The organism is Thermodesulfovibrio sp. TK110 (assembly GCF_054658355.1).
On the sequence record NZ_BAAHNB010000001.1, the window covers coordinates 884,535 to 904,207 of the forward strand.

The 19,673-nt window shown below is 35.0% G+C and carries 18 protein-coding genes and 1 pseudogene; 5 read left to right on the forward strand and 14 right to left on the reverse strand.

Annotated elements, in window-relative coordinates; all coding sequences use genetic code 11:
• Positions 1 to 8 precede the first annotated feature (8 nt).
• A complete protein-coding gene (locus ACYQ3X_RS04615; RefSeq protein ID WP_460180647.1) occupies positions 9 to 284 on the forward strand; it encodes a cell division protein ZapA in 276 nt (91 codons plus the stop codon).
• On the opposite strand, the gene ACYQ3X_RS04620 is transcribed toward ACYQ3X_RS04615, so the two are convergent.
• The 5 genes from ACYQ3X_RS04620 to ACYQ3X_RS04640 all read right to left on the reverse strand — a co-directional run bounded on the left by ACYQ3X_RS04620 (position 281) and on the right by ACYQ3X_RS04640 (position 4,941).
• Positions 281 to 1,210 carry a GGDEF domain-containing protein gene (locus tag ACYQ3X_RS04620; RefSeq protein WP_460180648.1) on the reverse strand — a complete coding sequence of 310 codons (930 nt, stop codon included), beginning with the start codon at positions 1,208 to 1,210 and terminating at the stop codon, positions 281 to 283. The two genes, ACYQ3X_RS04615 and ACYQ3X_RS04620, sit on opposite strands and share 4 nt — an antisense overlap.
• Positions 1,203 to 2,039, reverse strand: a complete 837-nt coding sequence (locus ACYQ3X_RS04625; protein ID WP_460180649.1) for an HDOD domain-containing protein — start codon at positions 2,037 to 2,039, stop codon at positions 1,203 to 1,205. Before ACYQ3X_RS04625 ends, ACYQ3X_RS04620 begins: the two co-directional genes overlap by 8 nt.
• Positions 2,036 to 2,326 (reverse strand): hypothetical protein, encoded by a 291-nt coding sequence (locus ACYQ3X_RS04630; protein WP_460180650.1) that lies wholly within the window; start codon positions 2,324 to 2,326, stop codon positions 2,036 to 2,038. The genes ACYQ3X_RS04625 and ACYQ3X_RS04630 overlap by 4 nt, the downstream gene beginning before the upstream one ends.
• A 16-nt stretch (positions 2,327 to 2,342) precedes the next feature.
• Positions 2,343 to 4,127, reverse strand: coding sequence for an aspartate--tRNA ligase (gene aspS, locus ACYQ3X_RS04635; protein ID WP_460180651.1), 1,785 nt, complete (start codon positions 4,125 to 4,127; stop codon positions 2,343 to 2,345).
• A gap of 112 nt (positions 4,128 to 4,239) precedes the next feature.
• Entirely contained in the window at positions 4,240 to 4,941 is a 702-nt protein-coding gene (locus tag ACYQ3X_RS04640; protein WP_460180652.1) for a tRNA1(Val) (adenine(37)-N6)-methyltransferase, read from the reverse strand.
• A 70-nt stretch (positions 4,942 to 5,011) separates the two neighbouring features.
• On the opposite strand from ACYQ3X_RS04640, the gene ACYQ3X_RS04645 reads away from it, so the two are divergent.
• Together ACYQ3X_RS04645 and amrS are read left to right on the forward strand one after the other, a co-directional pair.
• Entirely contained in the window at positions 5,012 to 5,278 is a 267-nt protein-coding gene (locus tag ACYQ3X_RS04645) for a DUF2934 domain-containing protein (protein WP_460180653.1), read from the forward strand.
• Entirely contained in the window at positions 5,275 to 6,285 is a 1,011-nt protein-coding gene (amrS, locus tag ACYQ3X_RS04650; protein WP_460180654.1) for an AmmeMemoRadiSam system radical SAM enzyme, read from the forward strand. The genes ACYQ3X_RS04645 and amrS overlap by 4 nt, the downstream gene beginning before the upstream one ends.
• Before the next feature lie 15 nt (positions 6,286 to 6,300).
• Here the strand turns inward: amrS and ACYQ3X_RS04655 are convergent, their stop codons facing one another.
• The 6 genes from ACYQ3X_RS04655 to ACYQ3X_RS04680 all read right to left on the reverse strand — a co-directional run bounded on the left by ACYQ3X_RS04655 (position 6,301) and on the right by ACYQ3X_RS04680 (position 12,901).
• On the reverse strand, positions 6,301 to 6,783 hold the full coding sequence (locus ACYQ3X_RS04655) for an adenosine-specific kinase (protein ID WP_460180655.1): 483 nt from the start codon (positions 6,781 to 6,783) through the stop codon (positions 6,301 to 6,303).
• Positions 6,784 to 6,811: 28 nt separating this feature from the next.
• Positions 6,812 to 9,895 carry an efflux RND transporter permease subunit gene (locus ACYQ3X_RS04660; RefSeq protein WP_460180656.1) on the reverse strand — a complete coding sequence of 1,028 codons (3,084 nt, stop codon included), beginning with the start codon at positions 9,893 to 9,895 and terminating at the stop codon, positions 6,812 to 6,814.
• Entirely contained in the window at positions 9,895 to 10,983 is a 1,089-nt protein-coding gene (locus ACYQ3X_RS04665; RefSeq protein WP_460180657.1) for an efflux RND transporter periplasmic adaptor subunit, read from the reverse strand. Before ACYQ3X_RS04665 ends, ACYQ3X_RS04660 begins: the two co-directional genes overlap by 1 nt.
• Positions 10,984 to 11,285: 302 nt before the next feature.
• The gene (locus tag ACYQ3X_RS04670) at positions 11,286 to 12,395 is read right to left on the reverse strand and encodes a cysteine desulfurase family protein (protein ID WP_460180658.1); all 1,110 of its coding nucleotides are present in this window, start codon (positions 12,393 to 12,395) and stop codon (positions 11,286 to 11,288) included.
• A gap of 55 nt (positions 12,396 to 12,450) precedes the next feature.
• Positions 12,451 to 12,639: a Txe/YoeB family addiction module toxin gene (locus tag ACYQ3X_RS04675; protein WP_460180659.1), complete on the reverse strand. Its 189-nt coding sequence runs from the start codon at positions 12,637 to 12,639 to the stop codon at positions 12,451 to 12,453.
• A gap of 13 nt (positions 12,640 to 12,652) precedes the next feature.
• Positions 12,653 to 12,901, reverse strand: a complete 249-nt coding sequence (locus ACYQ3X_RS04680; RefSeq protein ID WP_460180660.1) for a type II toxin-antitoxin system Phd/YefM family antitoxin — start codon at positions 12,899 to 12,901, stop codon at positions 12,653 to 12,655.
• A gap of 46 nt (positions 12,902 to 12,947) precedes the next feature.
• On the opposite strand from ACYQ3X_RS04680, the gene ACYQ3X_RS04685 reads away from it, so the two are divergent.
• Together ACYQ3X_RS04685 and ACYQ3X_RS04690 are read left to right on the forward strand one after the other, a co-directional pair.
• The gene (locus ACYQ3X_RS04685; RefSeq protein ID WP_460180661.1) at positions 12,948 to 14,273 is read left to right on the forward strand and encodes an MBL fold metallo-hydrolase RNA specificity domain-containing protein; all 1,326 of its coding nucleotides are present in this window, start codon (positions 12,948 to 12,950) and stop codon (positions 14,271 to 14,273) included.
• Entirely contained in the window at positions 14,263 to 15,426 is a 1,164-nt protein-coding gene (locus ACYQ3X_RS04690) for a radical SAM protein (RefSeq protein ID WP_460180662.1), read from the forward strand. The genes ACYQ3X_RS04685 and ACYQ3X_RS04690 overlap by 11 nt, the downstream gene beginning before the upstream one ends.
• Here the strand turns inward: ACYQ3X_RS04690 and ACYQ3X_RS04695 are convergent.
• The 3 genes and pseudogenes from ACYQ3X_RS04695 to ftsA all read right to left on the reverse strand — a co-directional run bounded on the left by ACYQ3X_RS04695 (position 15,392) and on the right by ftsA (position 19,673).
• A complete protein-coding gene (locus tag ACYQ3X_RS04695) occupies positions 15,392 to 17,032 on the reverse strand; it encodes a radical SAM protein (protein WP_460180663.1) in 1,641 nt (546 codons plus the stop codon). The genes ACYQ3X_RS04690 and ACYQ3X_RS04695 overlap by 35 nt on opposite strands.
• Positions 17,033 to 17,300: 268 nt before the next feature.
• A pseudogene (gene ftsZ, locus ACYQ3X_RS04700) lies at positions 17,301 to 18,377 on the reverse strand (cell division protein FtsZ); the annotation flags it as partial.
• A gap of 21 nt (positions 18,378 to 18,398) precedes the next feature.
• A complete protein-coding gene (gene ftsA / locus ACYQ3X_RS04705; RefSeq protein ID WP_460180664.1) occupies positions 18,399 to 19,673 on the reverse strand; it encodes a cell division protein FtsA in 1,275 nt (424 codons plus the stop codon).

Genomic DNA, 19,673 nt, shown 5'->3' on the forward strand with positions numbered 1-19,673 from the left:
GGCAGATAATGTATAAAACAGAAGTTTATATACTGGGGCAGAAATATACAATAAAAGGAGAAAAATCACCTGAATATATCCAGAGGCTGGCTGCCTATGTGGATGAAAAATTGAGGAAGGTTTATGAGCAAAACTCTGCAATACCTCCTCTTAGGGCAGCCATCCTTGCCTGTCTTTACATTGCTGATGAGTTGTATGAAACAAAAAAAGACTGTGAAGAAACAAAGCAACAGTTAAGAAAACTTGAAGAAAAGACAAATGAATTGCTTCTGCTTCTTGACTAAATAATATTTCTTCTTCTGTCAAATGCGTATCTTTTTTCTTTTTGTTTCTTAGCAATAGACTTCATGGTAGATGCAACCTCAGCCATTTCACTGAAATGATTGAAAATTCTAAATTGATTGGAAGTTATTCCAACAGAAATTGTCATAATAGGATAAATCTGAATATTGCCCTGTCTGTCAACTGATTCAATATAACCTTTTTTTAAATCTTCTTCGTCATAAAAATTTTTAACAATTTTGTCAAAAATGTCTATTATTTTCTCTGTTGTCTCTTCAATTTTTTCAGGACTCATTATATAAACAAAGTCATCACCCCCTATATGTCCAACAAAACTTCCATTTGGTTGCTCTGTCCTTACCATATTGAGGATAAGTCTTCCAACTACTTTTATTACCTCATCACCCCTTGAAAATCCGTATCTATCATTGAAAGGCTTGAAGTTATCTAAATCTGCGTATGCCAGAGCAAAAACATCTCCTCTCTGAAGTCTTCTCTGAATTTCTCTCTGAATAACAAGATTGCCAGGAAGCTTTGTTAGAGGATTTGTTGCTATAACTCTTTCTACTCTTTGAAAACACAGATTTATTCTCATTTGCAAATCTATCTCCAGATTATTAACTCTTATAAAATCATCAACAAGAAAATTCTGCCAGTCTTCAATATAAAAATCATGAGATACTATTGCTATAACATTCATTGAGACAAAAATAGGATCACTTTTTAAATTATTTATGATTGAAATCTCCATAACTGGATTATTTATTGCTTCTACAAGAAGCAGTTCAGGAACTTCATCATATATAATCTGAAGAGCTTCTTTAATATCATCAAAATAATAAATTTCATCAGGAAAATTAAAAAGAACTTTCTTTATAGCCTTTTTTATTTCATAACTTCGCACAATAACAATAATTTTTTTAATCATCAGAAAGGAAGATTTCTCCTGAAGTAGTTATAGGCTCTTCTGCTTCTTTAAATATTTCTGAGATTTCCTCTGCTTTAAGATTTAAAATTTCCCATGCAAAGGGATGAACAGAAGGAACAAAAATTTCTCCTGAATATCCTACTCCCCTTGCCAGTGCAAGTATATTTGATATGTGAACAACAGCTGTTTCTCTCTGAAACTTTTCAGCCAGCTGAGGTCTATGGTGATACATTATTGGCTCTATCAATTTCAAAGGAAAATTCCATTTTTTCGCAATAATTCCTCCAACTTCAGCATGTGTTATACTAAAATATTGTTTTTCAACTTCATACAAAAAACTTTCCTTTTCCTGAACAAAGTCAATTAATTTTATATATTCATCTTTAAATGCCATTATTAGAATAACCTTTCCAATATCATGTAAAAGTCCTCCTATTGAGATTTCTTCAGGAGACTGCAATTCTTTTTTAGTTGCGATAATTCTTGCAAATATGGCTGTTGAAAGAGAATGCTCCCATAGTCCTATCATACTTTTTTGCATTATCTCAAAAACTGACACGCCCAGAAGAAGTCCCTTTACCGCATTTAAACCAAGAATAACCATTGCATGGCTTACAGAGGAGATTCTTCCGGGAAAGCCATAAACAGGAGAATTAACCATTTTAAGAATTCTTGCAGTAAGAGTAGGATCAGATGAAACAAAATCCGTTATTTTTTGCAGTGACACCTTAGGGTCTTCTATAACTGATAAAATTTTTTTTAAAATTGGAGGGATTGTAGGAAGACTCTCTATTTTTTCAATTTTTGTAACAACTTCCTGAACATTCATTTATAAAGTTCCTCAATGTGACTCTTCAATATGGTTTTTATCAAAAGAGTATATGAATCAGTCGCTTTTTTAAATCTTCTTTCAATTTCATCCAGAACATCTTCCTTTGGTGGCATCTCTTTTTGTCCTTCTACATATAAAAAATTTACATTCATCATTAAAAGTTTGTCTATAAGAGAATCTGTCAACTCTTTACCTGCAGGAACCACAACCATGCCTGCTTCATTAGTTATATCTTTAAGAATTTTCATTCCTGGCTTTGCTTTACTAATTGGAATTTTTATCATTGTTGTTTAATTATACCTAAATATCAAGCTTTATGTGTAATTCCTTTAATTGCCTTAAATCAACCTCCGAAGGAGCATCGCTAAGTGGACAGTAAGCTTTTTGAGTTTTCGGAAAAGCAATGACATCTCTTAAAGAACCTGCTCCAGTCATAAGCATAACAAGTCTATCAAGTCCAAGCGCTATTCCTCCATGTGGAGGTGCTCCATAGCGTAAAGCTTCTACAAAAAATCCAAATCTTTTTTTAACTTCCTCTTCTGAAATACCAAGTATTCTAAATATCTGCTCCTGAAGCTCTGCTTTATGAATTCTTATACTTCCACCACCAAGCTCATAACCATTCAGGACAATATCATAAGCTTTTGCTTTTAAATCTTTTACAGGACTTTGAGAATCTCTGAATGCTTCTTCTGGCATTTGTAAAAGTTTTTCTATATCCTCTTCCTTAGGAGATGTAAAAGGATGATGCATGCTTACAAATCTTTTTTCATCCTCACTCCATTCAAACAGAGGAAAATCAACTATCCATACAAAATTAAAACCTTCTCTTTTTATTCCTGCCTTCTCAGCAATTTCAAGCCTGATTCTTCCTAAAACTTCATTGGCAACAGAAGCTTTGTCAGCAACAAAAAGAAGCATGTCTCCATTTTCCACCCCTACTCTTTCAACAACTTCTTTAAGAACTCCATTAGAAAAGAATTTTACTATTGGTGATTCAAATCCATTTTTAACTTTAATCCATGCAAGTCCTTTTGCACCAAAAGATTGGGCTAAGGTTACAAGTTTATCTATCTCGCTGCGTGTTAAGGTTGCAAAACCTTTGCCACATATTGCTTTTACAACTCCACCTTTTTCAATAGTATCAAGAAAAACTTTAAATTGGCAGTTTTTTACAATCTCAGTTACATCATGAATCTCAACTCCAAATCTTAAATCTGGTTTATCTGAACCATATTTATTCATTGCCTCCTCATAAGTAAGCATCTTAAATGGCAATTCAATCTCAATGGAGAGTACTTCTTTGAAACATTTAAAAAGCATCTCTTCAACAATTTTTAATATATCCTGCACATCAGCAAAGGACATCTCAAGATCAATCTGTGTGAATTCTGGTTGACGGTCTGCTCTCAGATCTTCATCTCTGAAGCAGCGGACAATCTGAAAATATCTATCAAATCCTGACATCATAAGAATCTGCTTAAAAAGCTGAGGAGATTGTGGCAGTGCATAGAATGTTCCAGGATTGAGCCTGCTTGGAACAAGAAAATCTCTCGCACCCTCTGGTGTGGATTTTGTAAGCATTGGAGTCTCTATTTCAAGAAATCCTTTAGCATCAAGAAAGTTTCTTACTGACATTGTTACTCTATGTCTTATAAAAAAATTTCTCTGCATTTCTGCTCTGCGAAGATCAAGATAACGATATTTTAATCTTAGAAGTTCACCTGTCTCTGTTGCTTCATCAAGCTGAAAAGGCAAAGACTTTGAAGGAGATAAAATTTCAAGATCTGAAACCCAGAGTTCTACATTACCTGTAATAATCTCTGGATTTTCAGTTCCCTCTGGTCTTCTTCTAAGAATACCCTTTACAGCAATAACATATTCTGTTCTTAAATTGTGGGCTTTTCTATGGGTTTCTTCAGAAATTTCAGGACTAAAAACAATCTGAATAATCCCAGTTCTATCACGCAGATCAACAAAAATTAAACCTCCATGGTCTCTTCTGCGAAAAACCCATCCACATAGTCTCAATTCACTGCCAATTTCTTCTTCTTTAACTTCAGCACAGTATTTATCGCGAAACATTTATCCTCCTGTTGATTGATTTCATAAATTTTTATTATAGCAAAATAGATATATACGATAAAAATCGGATAGTGCTATCATGTAACTGCTAGGTGGGATTTATGATGAAAAATCATAATTTATATATTAATTCCATCTCTTCTGTATATTTTCCATTTTCTCTGTAAATAAAAAGCGGAGGTTCTACTTTGAGAGCAATCTTTCCTCCTTTTACTGCCTCTATGAGAACCATTTTTGCATCTGTATTTATTTTTGAATGAACAAAACGAAGTCTTTTTACTTCAAGAGAATAATTTCCCATTATTTTAATAATTTCAGTCAGTCTTTCTGGCAGATGAATCATGTATAGTCTGCCTCTATGCTTTAATACTCTTTGACTAATTTGGGAGAGATCTTTCACTGTAAGAGTCAATTCATGCCTTGCCAAAGCCTTTTTCTCCAGAGGACTCATTTTACCTGTTTTTAGTCTTCTAAATGGAGGATTTGAAATTACAAGATCATAGCCAGAATCCTTAAATTCTTTAGCATCCGCACACAATATATTGACTCTATCTGCAATATTGTTTAATTCAGAACTTATATGAGCAAGCTCTGCAAGTTCTGGCTGAATTTCTATCATTGTAATATGTGCTTCTGGATATTTTTTTGCAAGAATAATTCCAATGATTCCGGTTCCTGAACCAATATCTACAATTTTGTTAACTCTTTTTAAATTAACAAAATGAGCAAGAATCAAAGCATCTACACTGAAACGATAACCTTCCTCAGGCTGGCAAATTTTTATACTTCCTATAGAATCAATTGTGTATTGCATAGAAAAAATTATAGCATAAAAAAATTATGAAATTTTTGCTATACTTAAAAAAAGAATTGGAGGTGTAAAAATGATTGACAGAGAAAAACTTGAAGAGGAAATAAGACAGGTTGCCTATGAACTTTATGTTAAAAGCGGATGCATTCCAGGAAAAGACCTTGATAACTGGCTTGAAGCTGAAAGAATTGTTATGCTCAAATACAGACTTACAGAAACTCAAAAAGAGCATGAAGCTGATAAACCAGAAGAGGAAGAAAAGCCTCAAAAAAGAGGAAGAAGAGTTTGTAAAAGAGGTTCTACAACTAAAAAAGCTAAAGGCAGAGGCAAAAAATCATGAAAGAAGCTTTATTTTATGAAAAACTATCTGATGGAAAGGTAAAATGCGGACTCTGTAATCAACATTGTGTAATCTCTCCAGATGCAAGAGGTATCTGCGGAGTGAGAGAAAACAGAGATGGCAAACTTTACAGTCTTGTATATGGAAAAATAATTGCTTACCACATTGATCCCATTGAGAAAAAGCCTCTTTTTCATTTTTATCCTGGCTCTGTATCCTATTCAATTGCTACAGTTGGATGCAACTTCCGTTGTCTTCATTGCCAGAACTATACAATCTCACAGTATCCAAAGCTTTATAAAGACATTCCAGGTGAAGATTTTACGCCTGAAGATGTAGTAAAGGAGGCAAGAACAAGCGGATGTAAGAGTATTTCCTATACCTATACTGAACCAACGATATTTCTTGAGTTTGCCTATGAATGTATGGTTTTAGCTCATAAAGAAGGAATTAAAAATGTATGGGTAAGTAATGGTTACATGTCAGAGGAAGCTTTGAGATTTGTTGCACCCTATCTTGATGCAATAAATGTTGACCTTAAAGGAGATGATGATTTTTACAAAAAAATCTGTGGAGCAAGGGTTGAACCTGTAATGAAAAATATAAGACTACTTAAAGAACTGGGAGTATGGGTTGAGGTAACAACTTTGATTATTCCTGATTTAAATGATTCAGAGGAATTTTTAAGAAATACAGCCCGTTTTCTCGTATCAATTGATCCTTCAATTCCATGGCATGTAACCCAGTTTTATCCCACATATCAGCTCACTGACAAACCAAGAACCCCTCCTGAGACATTGAGAAAAGCAAGGAAAATTGGTTTTGAGGAGGGGCTCAGGTTTGTTTATGTTGGTAATATTCCTGGTGAAGGAGGTGAAAATACTTACTGTCCTAATTGTAAGAACCTTCTCATTGAAAGATTCGGATTTTTTATCAATAAAATCAACATAAAACAGTCACGATGCACAAACTGTGGTAATTTTATTGAAGGAGTAGGATTACCGTAAATCCGAGATTGTTTATTAAATTTTATATTTGATTTTCCTCAAAAACTCTTTTCTATGCTGGCGGTCTTCTTCCTTTTCAACTCCCTTTGGGGAGAAACCATCAATAACCCCAAGAATGCCTCTGCCAAGCTCTGTTTCAGCAACAACTACTTCAAGAGGATTTGCTGTTGCACAGTAAATACTGCATACTTCCTGACACATTTTAATTGCATTTAAAACACTTATTGGGAAAGCGCCTTTAATGAGGATGCAGAATACATGACCTGCGCCTATGTTTTGAAGGTTTTTAATGCATACATTTCTTAGTTCTTCGTCATTTCCTTCAGAACGAATAAGACACGGACCTGATGCTTCTGTAAAGGCAACTGCAAACTTTGCATGGGGAATATGGGTTGCAAGTATTTCATAAAGGTCTTCAGCAGTTTTTATGAAATGGGTCTGTCCAACTATTATGTTACATCCTTCAGGAATTTCCACTCTTATTGATTTAAGCTCCATATGCCACCTCCATTTTTTTCAAATTATATCATAAATGTTTTTTCCTGCCAAGCCACTTATGAAGTCTGTCCATATATAGATAAAACACAGGAGTGACAAAAAGTGTAAGCATCTGGGAGAAAAGCAAACCTCCTACAACAGCCAGTCCAAGAGGCTGACGAACCTCACCGCCTGCGCCAATTCCAAGAGCAATTGGTAAAGCTCCAAAGAGTGCTGCTGCAGTTGTCATCATTATTGGACGAAATCTTATAAGGCAGGCACTGTAAATTGCTTCCTCTGGTTTCATACCTTCATTTCTCTGAGCATGAAGGGCGAAGTCTATCATCATGATTCCATTTTTCTTTACGAGTCCTATAAGCATTATTATTCCCACGAAAGCATAAATATTTAATTCAACTCCAAAAATCAATAGAGTCACAAGTGCTCCAAATCCTGCAAAGGGAAGTGCTGAAAGGATTGTTAATGGATGAATGAAGCTTTCATAAAGAATTCCAAGAACTAAATAGACAACAAAAACTGCAACAATAAGCAAAAACCACAGTCCCTGAAAAGATTCCTTAAATGCCAGAGCTGCACCCTGAAAATTTGTCATTATTGTATCTGGTAAAGTTGCTTTCGCAATCTTTTGAATCTCTGTAACCGCTTCACCAAGAGAAACACCTGGCTTAAGATTGAATGATATTGTGACTGAGGGAAGCTGACCTGTATGATTGACAGTCAATGGACCAATGCTCTCAGATACAGTGGCAACTGAATTAAGAGGTACAAGTTCACCTTTTGAAGAGTGAATATAAAGCATGGAAAGTGCTGATGGATCCTTTTGATACTCAGGCTTTAATTCAATTATAACCTGATACTGATTATTGGGAGCATAAATTGTTGAAATCCATTTGCTTCCAAAGGCATCCCATAGAGCATTCTCTATCTGCTCTGCTGTGACACCAAGAGAGTCTGCTTTTTTTCTGTCAATTTCTATGTTTAACTGAGGTGTTTTTATCTGAAGATTTGATGAGACATCCTGAATAATTGGAATCTGTCTCATCTTCTGCTCCAGAATCTGGGCATAATAATAAAGCTCTTGTAAATTACTTCCTGAAAGAGTAAATTGATAAAGAGCTTTTGTAAGAGTGCCTCCTATACGGATTGTTGGAGGATTTTGAGGATATACTTTAAGTCCAGGAATTGAATTAAGCTTGGGTCTTAGTTGCTCGATCAATTTATCCACATGAGGTCTTTCTGAAATAGGTTTTAAATGCATAAACATTCTTCCAATATTTGGAGCAGGAGAGGCAGGACCTGGTCCAACAGATGTCATAAAATCCTGAACTGCCTGCTCTTTTAAGACAATCTCAGCTAACTTAAGCTGATGTCTCACCATCTCATCAAAGGATATGTCTTCTGAGGCTTCTGTAATCACAAAAATCTGGCTTTTATCTTCGCTTGGAAGAAAACCAGCTGGAATTTTTATAAAAATATAGACTGTAAGAAATAAAATCACAGCAGAGCCGATCATAATTGATTTATGATGTTTCAAAGACCAGCTCAAACTCACTTTATAAACATTAATCATCCACTCAAAGCCCTTTTCCAGGGCATTATAAAGTCTTCCATGTTTATGATTTTCCACTTTAAGGAATCTACTACACATCATTGGAGTAAGAGTTAATGAGACAAGTCCTGAAATTAAAATTGCCACAGAAATGGTTACAGCAAACTCCTTAAAGAGCCTTCCCACAATTCCACCCATAAAAAGCACAGGAATGAAAACTGCAACAAGCGAAAGAGTCATTGAAAGAATTGTAAACCATATCTCTCTTGAGCCGTTTAAAGCTGCTTCAAATGGGTTTTCTCCTTTTTCTACATGTCGGACAATATTTTCAAGCATAACAATTGCATCGTCAACCAAAAAACCAATGGAAAGAGTAAGTGCCATGAGTGAGAGATTATCAAGGCTATAACCAAGAAGATACATGACAGCAAATGTTCCAATTATTGAGATTGGCAGAGCAACAGATGGTATTACAGTTGCAGAAAGTCTTCTCAAAAAGACAAAGATTACCATAACCACTAAAAACACTGTAAAAAGCAAAGTAAACTGCACATCTCTTACTGAATCTCTTATTGACTCAGAGCGGTCATAAAGAAGATGGAGAGAAACACTTGCTGGCATCTGTTTTCTCAACTCTTCCACTTTTTTCTTGACATCATCAGCTACCTTAACAGTATTTGTTCCTGGCTGTCTGTAAATTGCAAGAACCATTGCTCTTTGAAGCTTTCCTCCACTTCCATACCATGCAGCAAGCTTATCATTTTCAACACTGTCAATAGCCTCTCCAATGTCTTTAATTTTTACAGGAGAGCCTTCTTTACTCTTTACGATCAGCTCATTGTAATGGGAGGCATTGAAAAGCTGTCCTGTTGCCTCAATGGTAAAAGCCTGATAATTACCATAAAGTGTGCCTGTAGGAAGCTCCACATTTCCCTTTTTTATTGCCTGTTCAACCTCATCAATTCCAATTCCCTTGCTTGCTATAAGCCGCGGATCTATTCTTACTCTTACAGCATATTTTTGAGCTCCAAATATTTGAACCTGTGCAACTCCATTTACCATTGAAATATTTTGAGCTAAAAGTGTGTCTGCATACTCATGAAGCCTGTAAAGAGGCATTGTGGAAGAAGTAATTGCAAAATATAGAATTGGCATATCAGCTGGATTAACTTTATTGTAAGTTGGAGGAGTTGGCATATTTGAAGGAAGTTGGCGGCTTGCCCTTGCAATTGCTGTTTGCACATCCTGTGCTGCTGCATCTATATCTCTGTTTAAGTCAAACTCAAGGGTTATCTGAGTTTGACCCTTTGCATTAACAGAATTCATTGACTTTAAGCCAGAAATTGTTGAAAACTCTCTTTCCAGCGGAGTTGCAACAGCAGATGCCATTGTTTCAGGAGAAGCACCTGGCAGTGATGCAGAAACAAGTATAGTTGGAAAATCAACATTGGGAAGTTCAGCTATTGGAAGATAACGATATCCCACCAATCCAAAAACAACAATAGCAACCATTAAAAGAGTTGTCATTACAGGACGCTGAATGAAAATCTGGGAAAGATTCATTACTCTTTAATCTCCACCTTTGCTCCTGGTGTAAGTCTCAACTGCCCATCAATAACAACAGTTTCCCCTGGGGTCAATCCTTTTTCTATTGTTACATCATCACCTATTCTCAGTCCGGGTGTAACTTCTCTCATTTCAGCAGTTTTGTCATCTTTAACAACCCATACATACTGACCCTTCTGTCCTGTCTGAAGAGCTCTGTATGGAATAACCACAGCATTTTTCTTAATTCCTAAGGTTAAAACAACATTAACAAACTGCCCGGGCCAGAGCATTTTGTCTTTATTGGCAAACTCTGCTTTAATCTTTACTGTTCCTGTTGCCACATCAACAGCATTGTCAATAAACACAACCCTGCCCTGTGCAGTATAGCTTGCATCAACACCTTTAACAACTGCTTCAGTTTTAAGCATTCCCTCAGACATCGCCTTCCTGATTCTAAAGAGTTCCTGCTCCGGTACTGAAAAGCGAACAAATATAGGCATTATCTGATTAATGGTTGCAATCTGTGTATCATTTGCCTTTATCATATTTCCGGGATGAACGAGCAATGCTCCAATTTTGCCATCAATAGGTGAATAAATATAACAGTAATTGAGTTGCAGTCGTGCATTGTTAAGGATTGCCTCATCTGCCTTTACAGTTGCCTTAAGAGATTCGTAGTTTGTGCGAATTTTCTCATACTGCTGTCTTGATACAAGTTCTTCCTTCAGGAGTTCATCATATCTTTCAAGATCTACCCTTGCGAAATCAAGTTGAGCTTTATCTCTAAGAAGATTTGCCTCAGCCTGTCTTACTGCTTCTTCAAATGGTCTTGGATCAATCACAAAAAGAAGCTGTCCTTTCCTGACCTCATCTCCTTCTTTAAAGTTTGCCTTAATAAGCTGTCCTTCAACTCTTGATTTTATTGTTATTGAAGAATAGGCTTCCACATTTCCAACTGCTGTAATCTGAACTGGCACATCTTTAATAACTGCCCGGGCAACAATAACAGGAACAGGAGGTGACTGCTTTTTAGGAGCGGGTTTTGAACAGGAAAAAAGAATAAAAAAGCAAAAGATTAATGAAATTATTTTAACTATATTCATTTTGCCCCCTTAGAATATCAGCATGTAAGCACTTACTAAGATAAAAGAAAAAGAAGGAATTTGTCAATGATTTAAAATTTTACGGTAATGTCAATAATTTTGTGTAAATTCATAAATGGGTGTTTTCATCCATTTTTTCATTCAAATGGTTTATCACTGCAAAAACTTTATACATTCTAAAGCGTTCGGATAAATCCTTCCCCACTTGCTCTCCCATAACTTCCTTCTGGCTTCTGTTAAATTATCTGCACTTTAAATGGTTTGTGCTGATACTTCTTTTAAAGCTTTGCCTGCAAGACGTTCTAAGTTTTAAGCTCTTGCTTTATTATTTCAATGGCTTCCATAACTTCCTGAAGTGTTGTAAATTTTCCAGTGCTTATTCTTATTGATGAAAGGGCTTCATCCTCAGACAGTCCCATTGAAAGCAAAACATGGCTTGGTTTTCTTATTCCTGCATGACAGGCTGAACCTGCTGAAATTGCTACTCTGTGTGAGATTCGTTCAACAAATTCATCAGCTATTATGCCTTTTATTGAAACATTTATTGTGTTTGGAAGTCTCGGTGCTTCTGCTCCATTAAGCTTAATTCCTGGAATTTCAATTAATCCTTTAAGCAAAGGCTCTGTCACATGCTTAAGATGCTCGGTGATTGTATCAAACTCTTCAGATACTATCTCTGCTGCCTTTCCCAATCCTGCAATGTATGGAGTATTCTCTGTTCCAGGTCTTAATCCTTTTTCATGGGATGCACCAAAAAGCAAAGGCTTTATAAAAAAATCTTTCCTTAGATAGAGCACTCCTGTTCCCTTAGGTGCATAAAATTTGTGTCCAGCTAAAGTAAGCATACTGACAGGAAGTTTTTTAACAGAAACTTTCACCTTTCCTGTGCTTTGAGCACAGTCTGTATGAAAGGGTATTTCCTTTTCCATAAGAATTTCGGCAATTTCCTTTACTGGCTGAATTACTCCTGTTTCATTATTTGAATGCATTATTGTTACAAGGATTGTATCCTTCCTGATTGCTTTTTTAACATCATCAGGATCAACCACTCCCTTTGAACTAACAGGTAAAAAAGTAACCTCATATCCCATGCGTGCAAGCTGCTTGCATGGATTGAGAACTGACGGATGCTCAATCTTAGATGTAATTATGTGCCCACTATCAAAACAAATTGCTCTACCAAATATGGCGAGATTGTTTGATTCTGTACCTCCTGATGTAAAAATTATTTCTTCCGGGGCTGCATCAATAAGGTTTGCTACCTTTGTTCTTGCAGATTCAATAATCTGTCTTGCTTTTTTACCATATTCATGGGAACTTGAAGGATTTCCAAATTCTTCAAAAGCTTTTATTATCTCTTCCTTTACTCTTGGTTCCAGAGGTGTTGTCGCGTTGTAGTCAAGATAAATCATAAGTAATTAATAATGATATCTACAAGAAACAATGATGATATCATTGTCCTCAATTTTATAAATTAAACGATCTTGAACAAAAACCTTGCAAACTATATTTGAGAAATTCTGGTTTACCTATTCCTGTAAAGGGATGTCTTTGAATATCCTTTATCAAATCTAAAATTCTTTTAGCCTTTTTTTTATCATTTTCTATCCAGAATATAAAATCTTGGAATCCATTTTGGGTAAATTTTATATTCATTTAATCATTTCCTCTAACTCTGAAAGAGTGAGTGTTTTATACTCTTTTTTTTTTCAGCCTGTTGAATTGATTGATTGAGCCATTCAGCATTTATTCTTGAAGACAGTAAATATATGGTCTCATTCATTGATTCAAAATCTTCCATAGAAAACAAAATGGCACTCTGACCATCTTCATCCACTAAAATAATTGGAGTCTTGTCTTCATTAACTTTTTTTATAAGTTTTTTTAGCTCAGCTTTTTTTGACAAAATAGCAGGCATATCTGCCTCCTTTACTTAAAATTTTAATTTATTTTAACATACTTTAATGAAAATTCAATTCTTTGGAGCGACGAAGACTGTTACAGGTTCATGCTTTCTGCTTGAAGCTGAAAAACATAATATTCTCATTGACAGCGGACTTTTTCAGGAAAATGATAAAGAATACCTTAATTATGAGCCTTTTCCATTTAATCCAAGGAAAATTGACCTTGTTATTCTTACCCATGCCCATCTTGACCATTCTGCCCTTATTCCAAAACTTATAAGAGAGGGCTTGAGATGCAAAATTATAACAACTCCGGCTACAAAGGACCTTCTTGAAATTATGCTCTTTGATGCTTTAAAAGTGCAAAAAAATGAAAACTATAAACAAACCCTTTATGATGAAGAAAACATATACAGAGCATTAAAACAAATAGAAATACTTCCATATCAAAAAACTTTAAATTTTAACGGAATAGATATAAAACTTTTTGATGCAGGACATATTCTTGGAGCAGCCTCTGTTCAATTAAATGTTAATGGTAAAAAAATAGTATTTTCAGGAGACATTGGAAGAAGTGATTATCCTATTTTGCGAGACCCAGAAGTTCCACAGGAGGCAGACTATCTCATTTTAGAGTCAACCTATGGAAACAGAATTCATAAAACTCTCAATGAAAGCATTAAAGAGCTTATTCAGGCAATAAAAGATACCTTTCAGAAAGGAGGAAATGTAATAATTCCAGCTTTTGCTGTGGGAAGAACCCAGGATTTGCTTTATATTCTCAACAAAGCTGTAAGACAGGGACTTCTTCAGCCTGTAAATGTCTATCTTGACAGCCCCCTTGCTGAAGAAGCAACACGAATATATCTTTCCCATCCAGAGCTTTTTGATGATGAAGCTTTAAAAGAAATGAGAAATCCAGCTCGCACATCAATAAAGCTTCACTTCGTTAAAACTGTGGAAGAATCAAAAAAGCTTAATTCAATCAAATCAAACGCTGTTATTATTGCTGGAAGCGGAATGTGTCAGGGTGGAAGAATTGTATACCATCTTTATCATAATATTGACAGAGAGGAATGCAGTATCATTTTTGTAGGATTTCAGGCTAAAGGAACACTGGGAAGAAAAATTGTTGATGGAGAAAAAGAAGTTTCAATTCTCGGAAAAACTCTTCCTATAAGAGCAAAGGTTTACACAATTGGTGGTTTCTCAGCCCATGCTGACAGGGATGAACTTCTTCAGTGGATTGAGTCAATAAAAACAAAGCCAGAAATATTTCTCGTGCACGGTGAAGCAGAAGTTATTGAGGCTTTTAAAAACTCCATAGAAGAAAAATTTGGACTTATATGTAGAATTCCAGAAAGACTTTCTGTTTATGAAATCTGATAAATTCTTTCTCAATAAAAATTTTTTTATCAAACTTATTGAATTTCCTGCACTTTATAACATAAAAACAGATGAGCTATACAGCATTGATGACAAAGCATTAAAAATACTAAAAAATATTGAAAAGGGCAGGTTTTTAAACATAAAAAATGCAAAGGAATTGTTAGAATACTGCATAAAAGAAGGAATTCTTACTGAAAAGCCTCAAAAAAGAATTAAAACTCTCATTAAACAATCACCAATTCCTTCACTTAGATATCTTGAGCTACAAATTACAAATCAATGTAATCTCCGATGCAAGCACTGTTTTGTTGATAGACAGAAACCACAGACTCTCTCTTTTGAAAAAATTCAAAAAATTCTCAAAGAATTTGAACAAATGCAAGGATTGAGAGTTTTAATTACCGGTGGAGAGCCTCTGCTGCATCCTGAATTTGAAAAAATCAATGATTTTATAAAAGAACTTGCTATAAGAAAAATTCTTTTTACAAACGGCCTTTTACTCAATGATAAAATATTGAAAAATCTTAATGTAGAAGAGATTCAGATAAGTCTTGACGGAATGAAAAAAGGGCATGAGAGCTTAAGAGGAAAAGGAACATTTGATAAAACTATAGATGCAATAAAAAGGGCAATTGAATACGGATTTCAGGTATCTATAGCAACAGTAATTCACAAAGGCAATCTTACAGAGTTTGACAAACTGGAAAACCTTATTAAAGGCTTAAAAATAAGGGAATGGACAGTGGATGCTCTCACAATAACAGGAAATTTAAAGCTTCATCAGGAAGTGTGGGTACCTCCAGAAGAGGCATATAAAATCATGCAAAGATATGGATTCTCCATGGAAGACCATCCAAAAGCAGAAGAATACGGATGCGGTGCTCATTTACTTACTGTGCTTGCTACAGGTCTTGTAGCCTTTTGCTCTTTTTATGAAGATGAACCAATAGGAAACATTGATGAAGGATTGGAAAACCTATGGAAAAAGAAAAAACAGATTATATTAAAAGAGCTTGACTGTTCTAAAACTAACTGTCCCTTTCTTCAGGAATGCAGAGGTGGTTGTAGATTCAGAGCAATGGTGTTAACTGGCAGAAAAAATGCACCAGATTTATTTAAATGTTATCAGTTTGGCAGGCTAAAGCCTTAGCTTTTTCATACTCCATCCATAAAGCCTCTTTAGTTAATCCTTCATGTTCAATAAAATCCCATGGTAGATAGTCTTTAAAAGATTTTATCTCATAAAGACTTTCCTTGACCTCATCAAAAATTCTTCCAAAGTTTTCTCCTTCTGAAATTCTTTTAATCACTGAAAATGCTTTTCTTGAGGCTCTTGCAAAGTATCCCTCCATATAAGAGTATTTTGGCACTTCATGAAAAAGCTTGAATCCTTTAATCTGCCATGTATCTGTTTTCAATTTTTTCAGTTTCTCTTTAATTTTTTCATACTCCTCCATCCTGTGCCATTGAAATGGAGTAAAAGGTTTTGGAACAAATACGCTTACACTTGCCGTTATCCTGCGATGGAAAATATCTCTGATTTTTTTAATGAGTTTGACTATTTCATCAATCTCTTCATCTTTTTCAAAAGGAAGTCCAATCATGAAGTAAAGCTTCAGAGTTTCCACACTGGTTTCTTTAAGTTTGTCTGCAATGTTGAGGAGATCCTCTTCGCTGATTTCTTTTTTTATTATTTTTCTTAATCTCTGAGAACCTGCCTCCGGAGCCAGAGTAATGGTTCTCTGTGAGGCAAGATTTTTTAAGATTTCAATGGTTGTTTTATCTGCCCTTAAAGAAGTAAAAGATAATTCAACACCCTGTATTTTGAGCAGTTCTTTTAAATCACTGTAAGCTGTCAGAGAAGGAGCTATTATTCCTGCTTTAATGGGTTTCAGATTGTCAATTATCTCTTTTAATTTTTCAAAGGAAGCTTTCCTTACAGGCTTATAAACATATCCAACAAGACAGAATCTGCAACTGAAAGGGCATCCTCGCATAGTTTCTAAAAGAAACATGCTTGAAAATACAGCCTCTTCAGTAATTATTTGAGAAAAATTGAATTTTTCTGCAAAATCTTTACAGTAAACCTTCTTAATTTTTTCTGGAGCATTTTTCCATAAAGCTTTCCTTCCTGTTAATTTTCCTTGGAAATATACCTCTTCGTATGCTTCTGGAATATAAAAGCCATCAAGCTTCATAAGCTCTTTTTTTAGATTCTCTTTAAAATCCTTAGTGAAACAACTTTCTTTTACAGTTTTGTAGACTTCTATGAATTTATCAATAAGTTCTTCAGCTTCACCAATAAATAAAGCATCAAAAATTTCTGCCACTGGTTCAGGATTGCTGAAAACTCCCACTCCACCAGCAACAACAAATGGATGATTAAAACTTCTCTCTGAAGTAAAATAAGGAATTTTGCCAAATTTTAATATTTTTAGAATATTTGGATAGTCATTTTCAAAGCAAAGACTGAAAGCCACTATATCAAACTCATAAAGAGGTGTTTTTGATTCAAAGGATACAAGGGGATGAGTTATAAAATTATTCTGTTTTTCTGGAAGAAAAGCTCTCTCGCAAACAACATCCTTTCTTTGATTAAAAAGTCTGTAAACAGCTTGAAATCCTAAGTTTGATATGCCAACCTGATATAGATTTGGATATATGAGACATATCTTTATTCTGCCACCATGCTCTTTAAAAATTGTACCCTTTTCTTTTTTCAGAAAAGCATCAATTCTGTCAGATATTTTTCTCATTCAAGATTTTATATTTCTTTCTCAAATAGGCTGGAATATCAATTTCATCCTCAATCTCTGAAGGAATCTCTTTTGAAGGCTCTTTTACAATTATAGATGCTTCAGAGTCCTGTGTAGTTGATTTTTCTTCAATTGAACTTTGAACTTTGAATTTTGAATTTACAGAGAAGGACTCTTTACTGGTTTCAAAGCTTTTGTCAACTTCTTTATTTACAGAGAGAGTAGATAAAGCTTTTTCTGAATTTGGTTGACTCTCAGTTGCTGGGTGAATTTTTAATGAAGAAAGAGAATTAATATCTTTTGAGATAATTCTCTTTGTTTCTTTCAAAGAAATGCTGCTACTTTTTGGCATCCACTTCTCAGCGGAGCTTAAATGGAGCTCTTCAGTTTTATCTTCAAATCCTGTTGCAATAACTGTAACAAATATTTCATTTTCAATTTCAGACTTTATAACAGTTCCAAAAATAATGTTTGCATCTTCATGGGCAACATCATAAACAGTTCCAGCAATTTCCTGAACTTCATCAAGAGTAAGGTCAAATCCTCCTGTAATGTTTATCAGGATTCTTTTTGCACCCTCTATTGATGTTTCTTCAAGCAGTGGATTATTGATTGCTCTACGGGCTGCCTCAGCTGCTCCTTCCTGTTTTGTGCATGTTCCAAGCCCGATTACAGCCGTTCCAGAGTTTTCAATAATAGTTCTTACATCTGCAAAGTCTCTGTTTATAAATCCAGGACTTAAAATCAGATCTGAAATTCCCTGAACAGCCTGCCTTAAAATGTCATTGGCAATTGCAAAAGACTTTACAAGAGGAGTTCCTTTTTCAACAACCATATGAATTCTATCATTGGGAATAATAATTATTGTATCCACATATTTTTTCAGCTCTTTAATGCCGACAACTGCATTGTGAAGCCTTTTTTTACCTTCAAAATAGAATGGTTTTGTAACAACAGCAACTGTCAGTATTCCCAGTTCCTTTGCTAAAGAAGCAATTACAGGAGCAGCGCCTGTTCCTGTTCCTCCACCCATCCCGGCTGTTATAAAAATTAAATCTGAGCCTTCAATGCAGGAAAGAAGTGTGTCTTTGTCTTCCATCGCTGATCTTTTACCAAGTTCTGGATCAGAACCTGCTCCAAGCCCTTTTGTAAGCTCCTTTCCAATCTGCACCTTTACAGGAGCTAAGGATATTTCAAGATGTTGTATATCAGTGTTGACTGCTATAAACTCAACTCCATAAATGCCTGAAGAAATCATTGTATTTACTGCATTTGTTCCTGCACCTCCAACTCCTATAACCTTTATTTTTGCTACAGGTCTTTCCACTTCTTCAATTTCAAACATTTTATCCCTCCTTCTTTGATTTTATATAAACTTCTTCAATCCTTTTTCAAACCAAGTGGTAATTTTATTAAATATAGTTTCAAAGCTTGAAATTGATTCATTAAAATCTCTTGTTTTTAATGCATAAATAAAACTGCCTATAGTGGAAGAAAACTCAGGATTGTAAATTCCATCTATTCCTTCCTCATTAACAGAATCATCCTCTAAACCAAATTCTGAAGTTATTGCCATAAGTCCTACATCTGGTTTTCCTATTCTTGCGGGAATTGATAAAAATCCCTCAGCCAGAGAAACAAAACCCTGCAAAAGAGAAGTCCCACCTGTAAATACTGCTGAAGATATTGAATCAACTTGAGTTGAATCAAGCTCTTTTTTAATAATTTCAAGTATTTCTTCACATCTGGCATAAACTATTTCTTTTATTACATTTAAGGGAATTTTTATGGAATGCTTATCTACTCCAACAATTTCTATCTCTTTTTCATTTTCTTTGAGTTTCAAAGTACCAAAGCTTACATCAGGCATTGCAACTGCGAACTGAGTCTTTATTCTCTCCGCTTTTCCAAATGGTATTTTTAAACCTATTGCCAGATCACTTGTAATGTGATTGCCTCCGATGCCGTATGTTGCAACATGCCGTAAATAACCATCATAAAACACGGCAATATCAATAGTTCCTCCACCAATATCAACAACCACACTTCCCATTTCTCTGTCATGTTCTGTAAGTGTAGCCTCAGAGGATGCTATGCTCTGCAACACAATCTCTTCAACTTCAATGCCTGCTTTATTGCAACAACTAATAATATTCTGAATGTGAGAGGATGAAGCAGTTATAATATAAACCCTTACTTCAAGTCTCAATGCCTTCATGCCAACAGGATCTTTTATCCCATTTACTCCATCTACAATAAACTCAACAGGCAAAATATGAACCGCCTGTCTGTCTGAAGGAAGCCTCATAGCAGTTGCTGCTTCAATTGCTAAATCCACATCTTGCTCTGTTATTTCTTTTTTTCTTACTTTCACTGCTGCATTACTGTACATACCTTTGATATCACTTCCTGAGGCACAGACATATGCTTTTCTCATCTTTAATCCTGTAGTGGCCTCTATATCCTGTAAAGCCCTTTTAATAGAACTGCTCATTGCTTCCATGTCAACTATTTTACCTTTCTTTAAACCCGAAGAAGGATAACTTCTAAGAAACTTGATTTTTAATTTCCCATTCTCAATTTTTGCTAAGGCAAAAGCTATTTTCGTTGTTCCAATATCAATTACTGCAATCTCACTCAT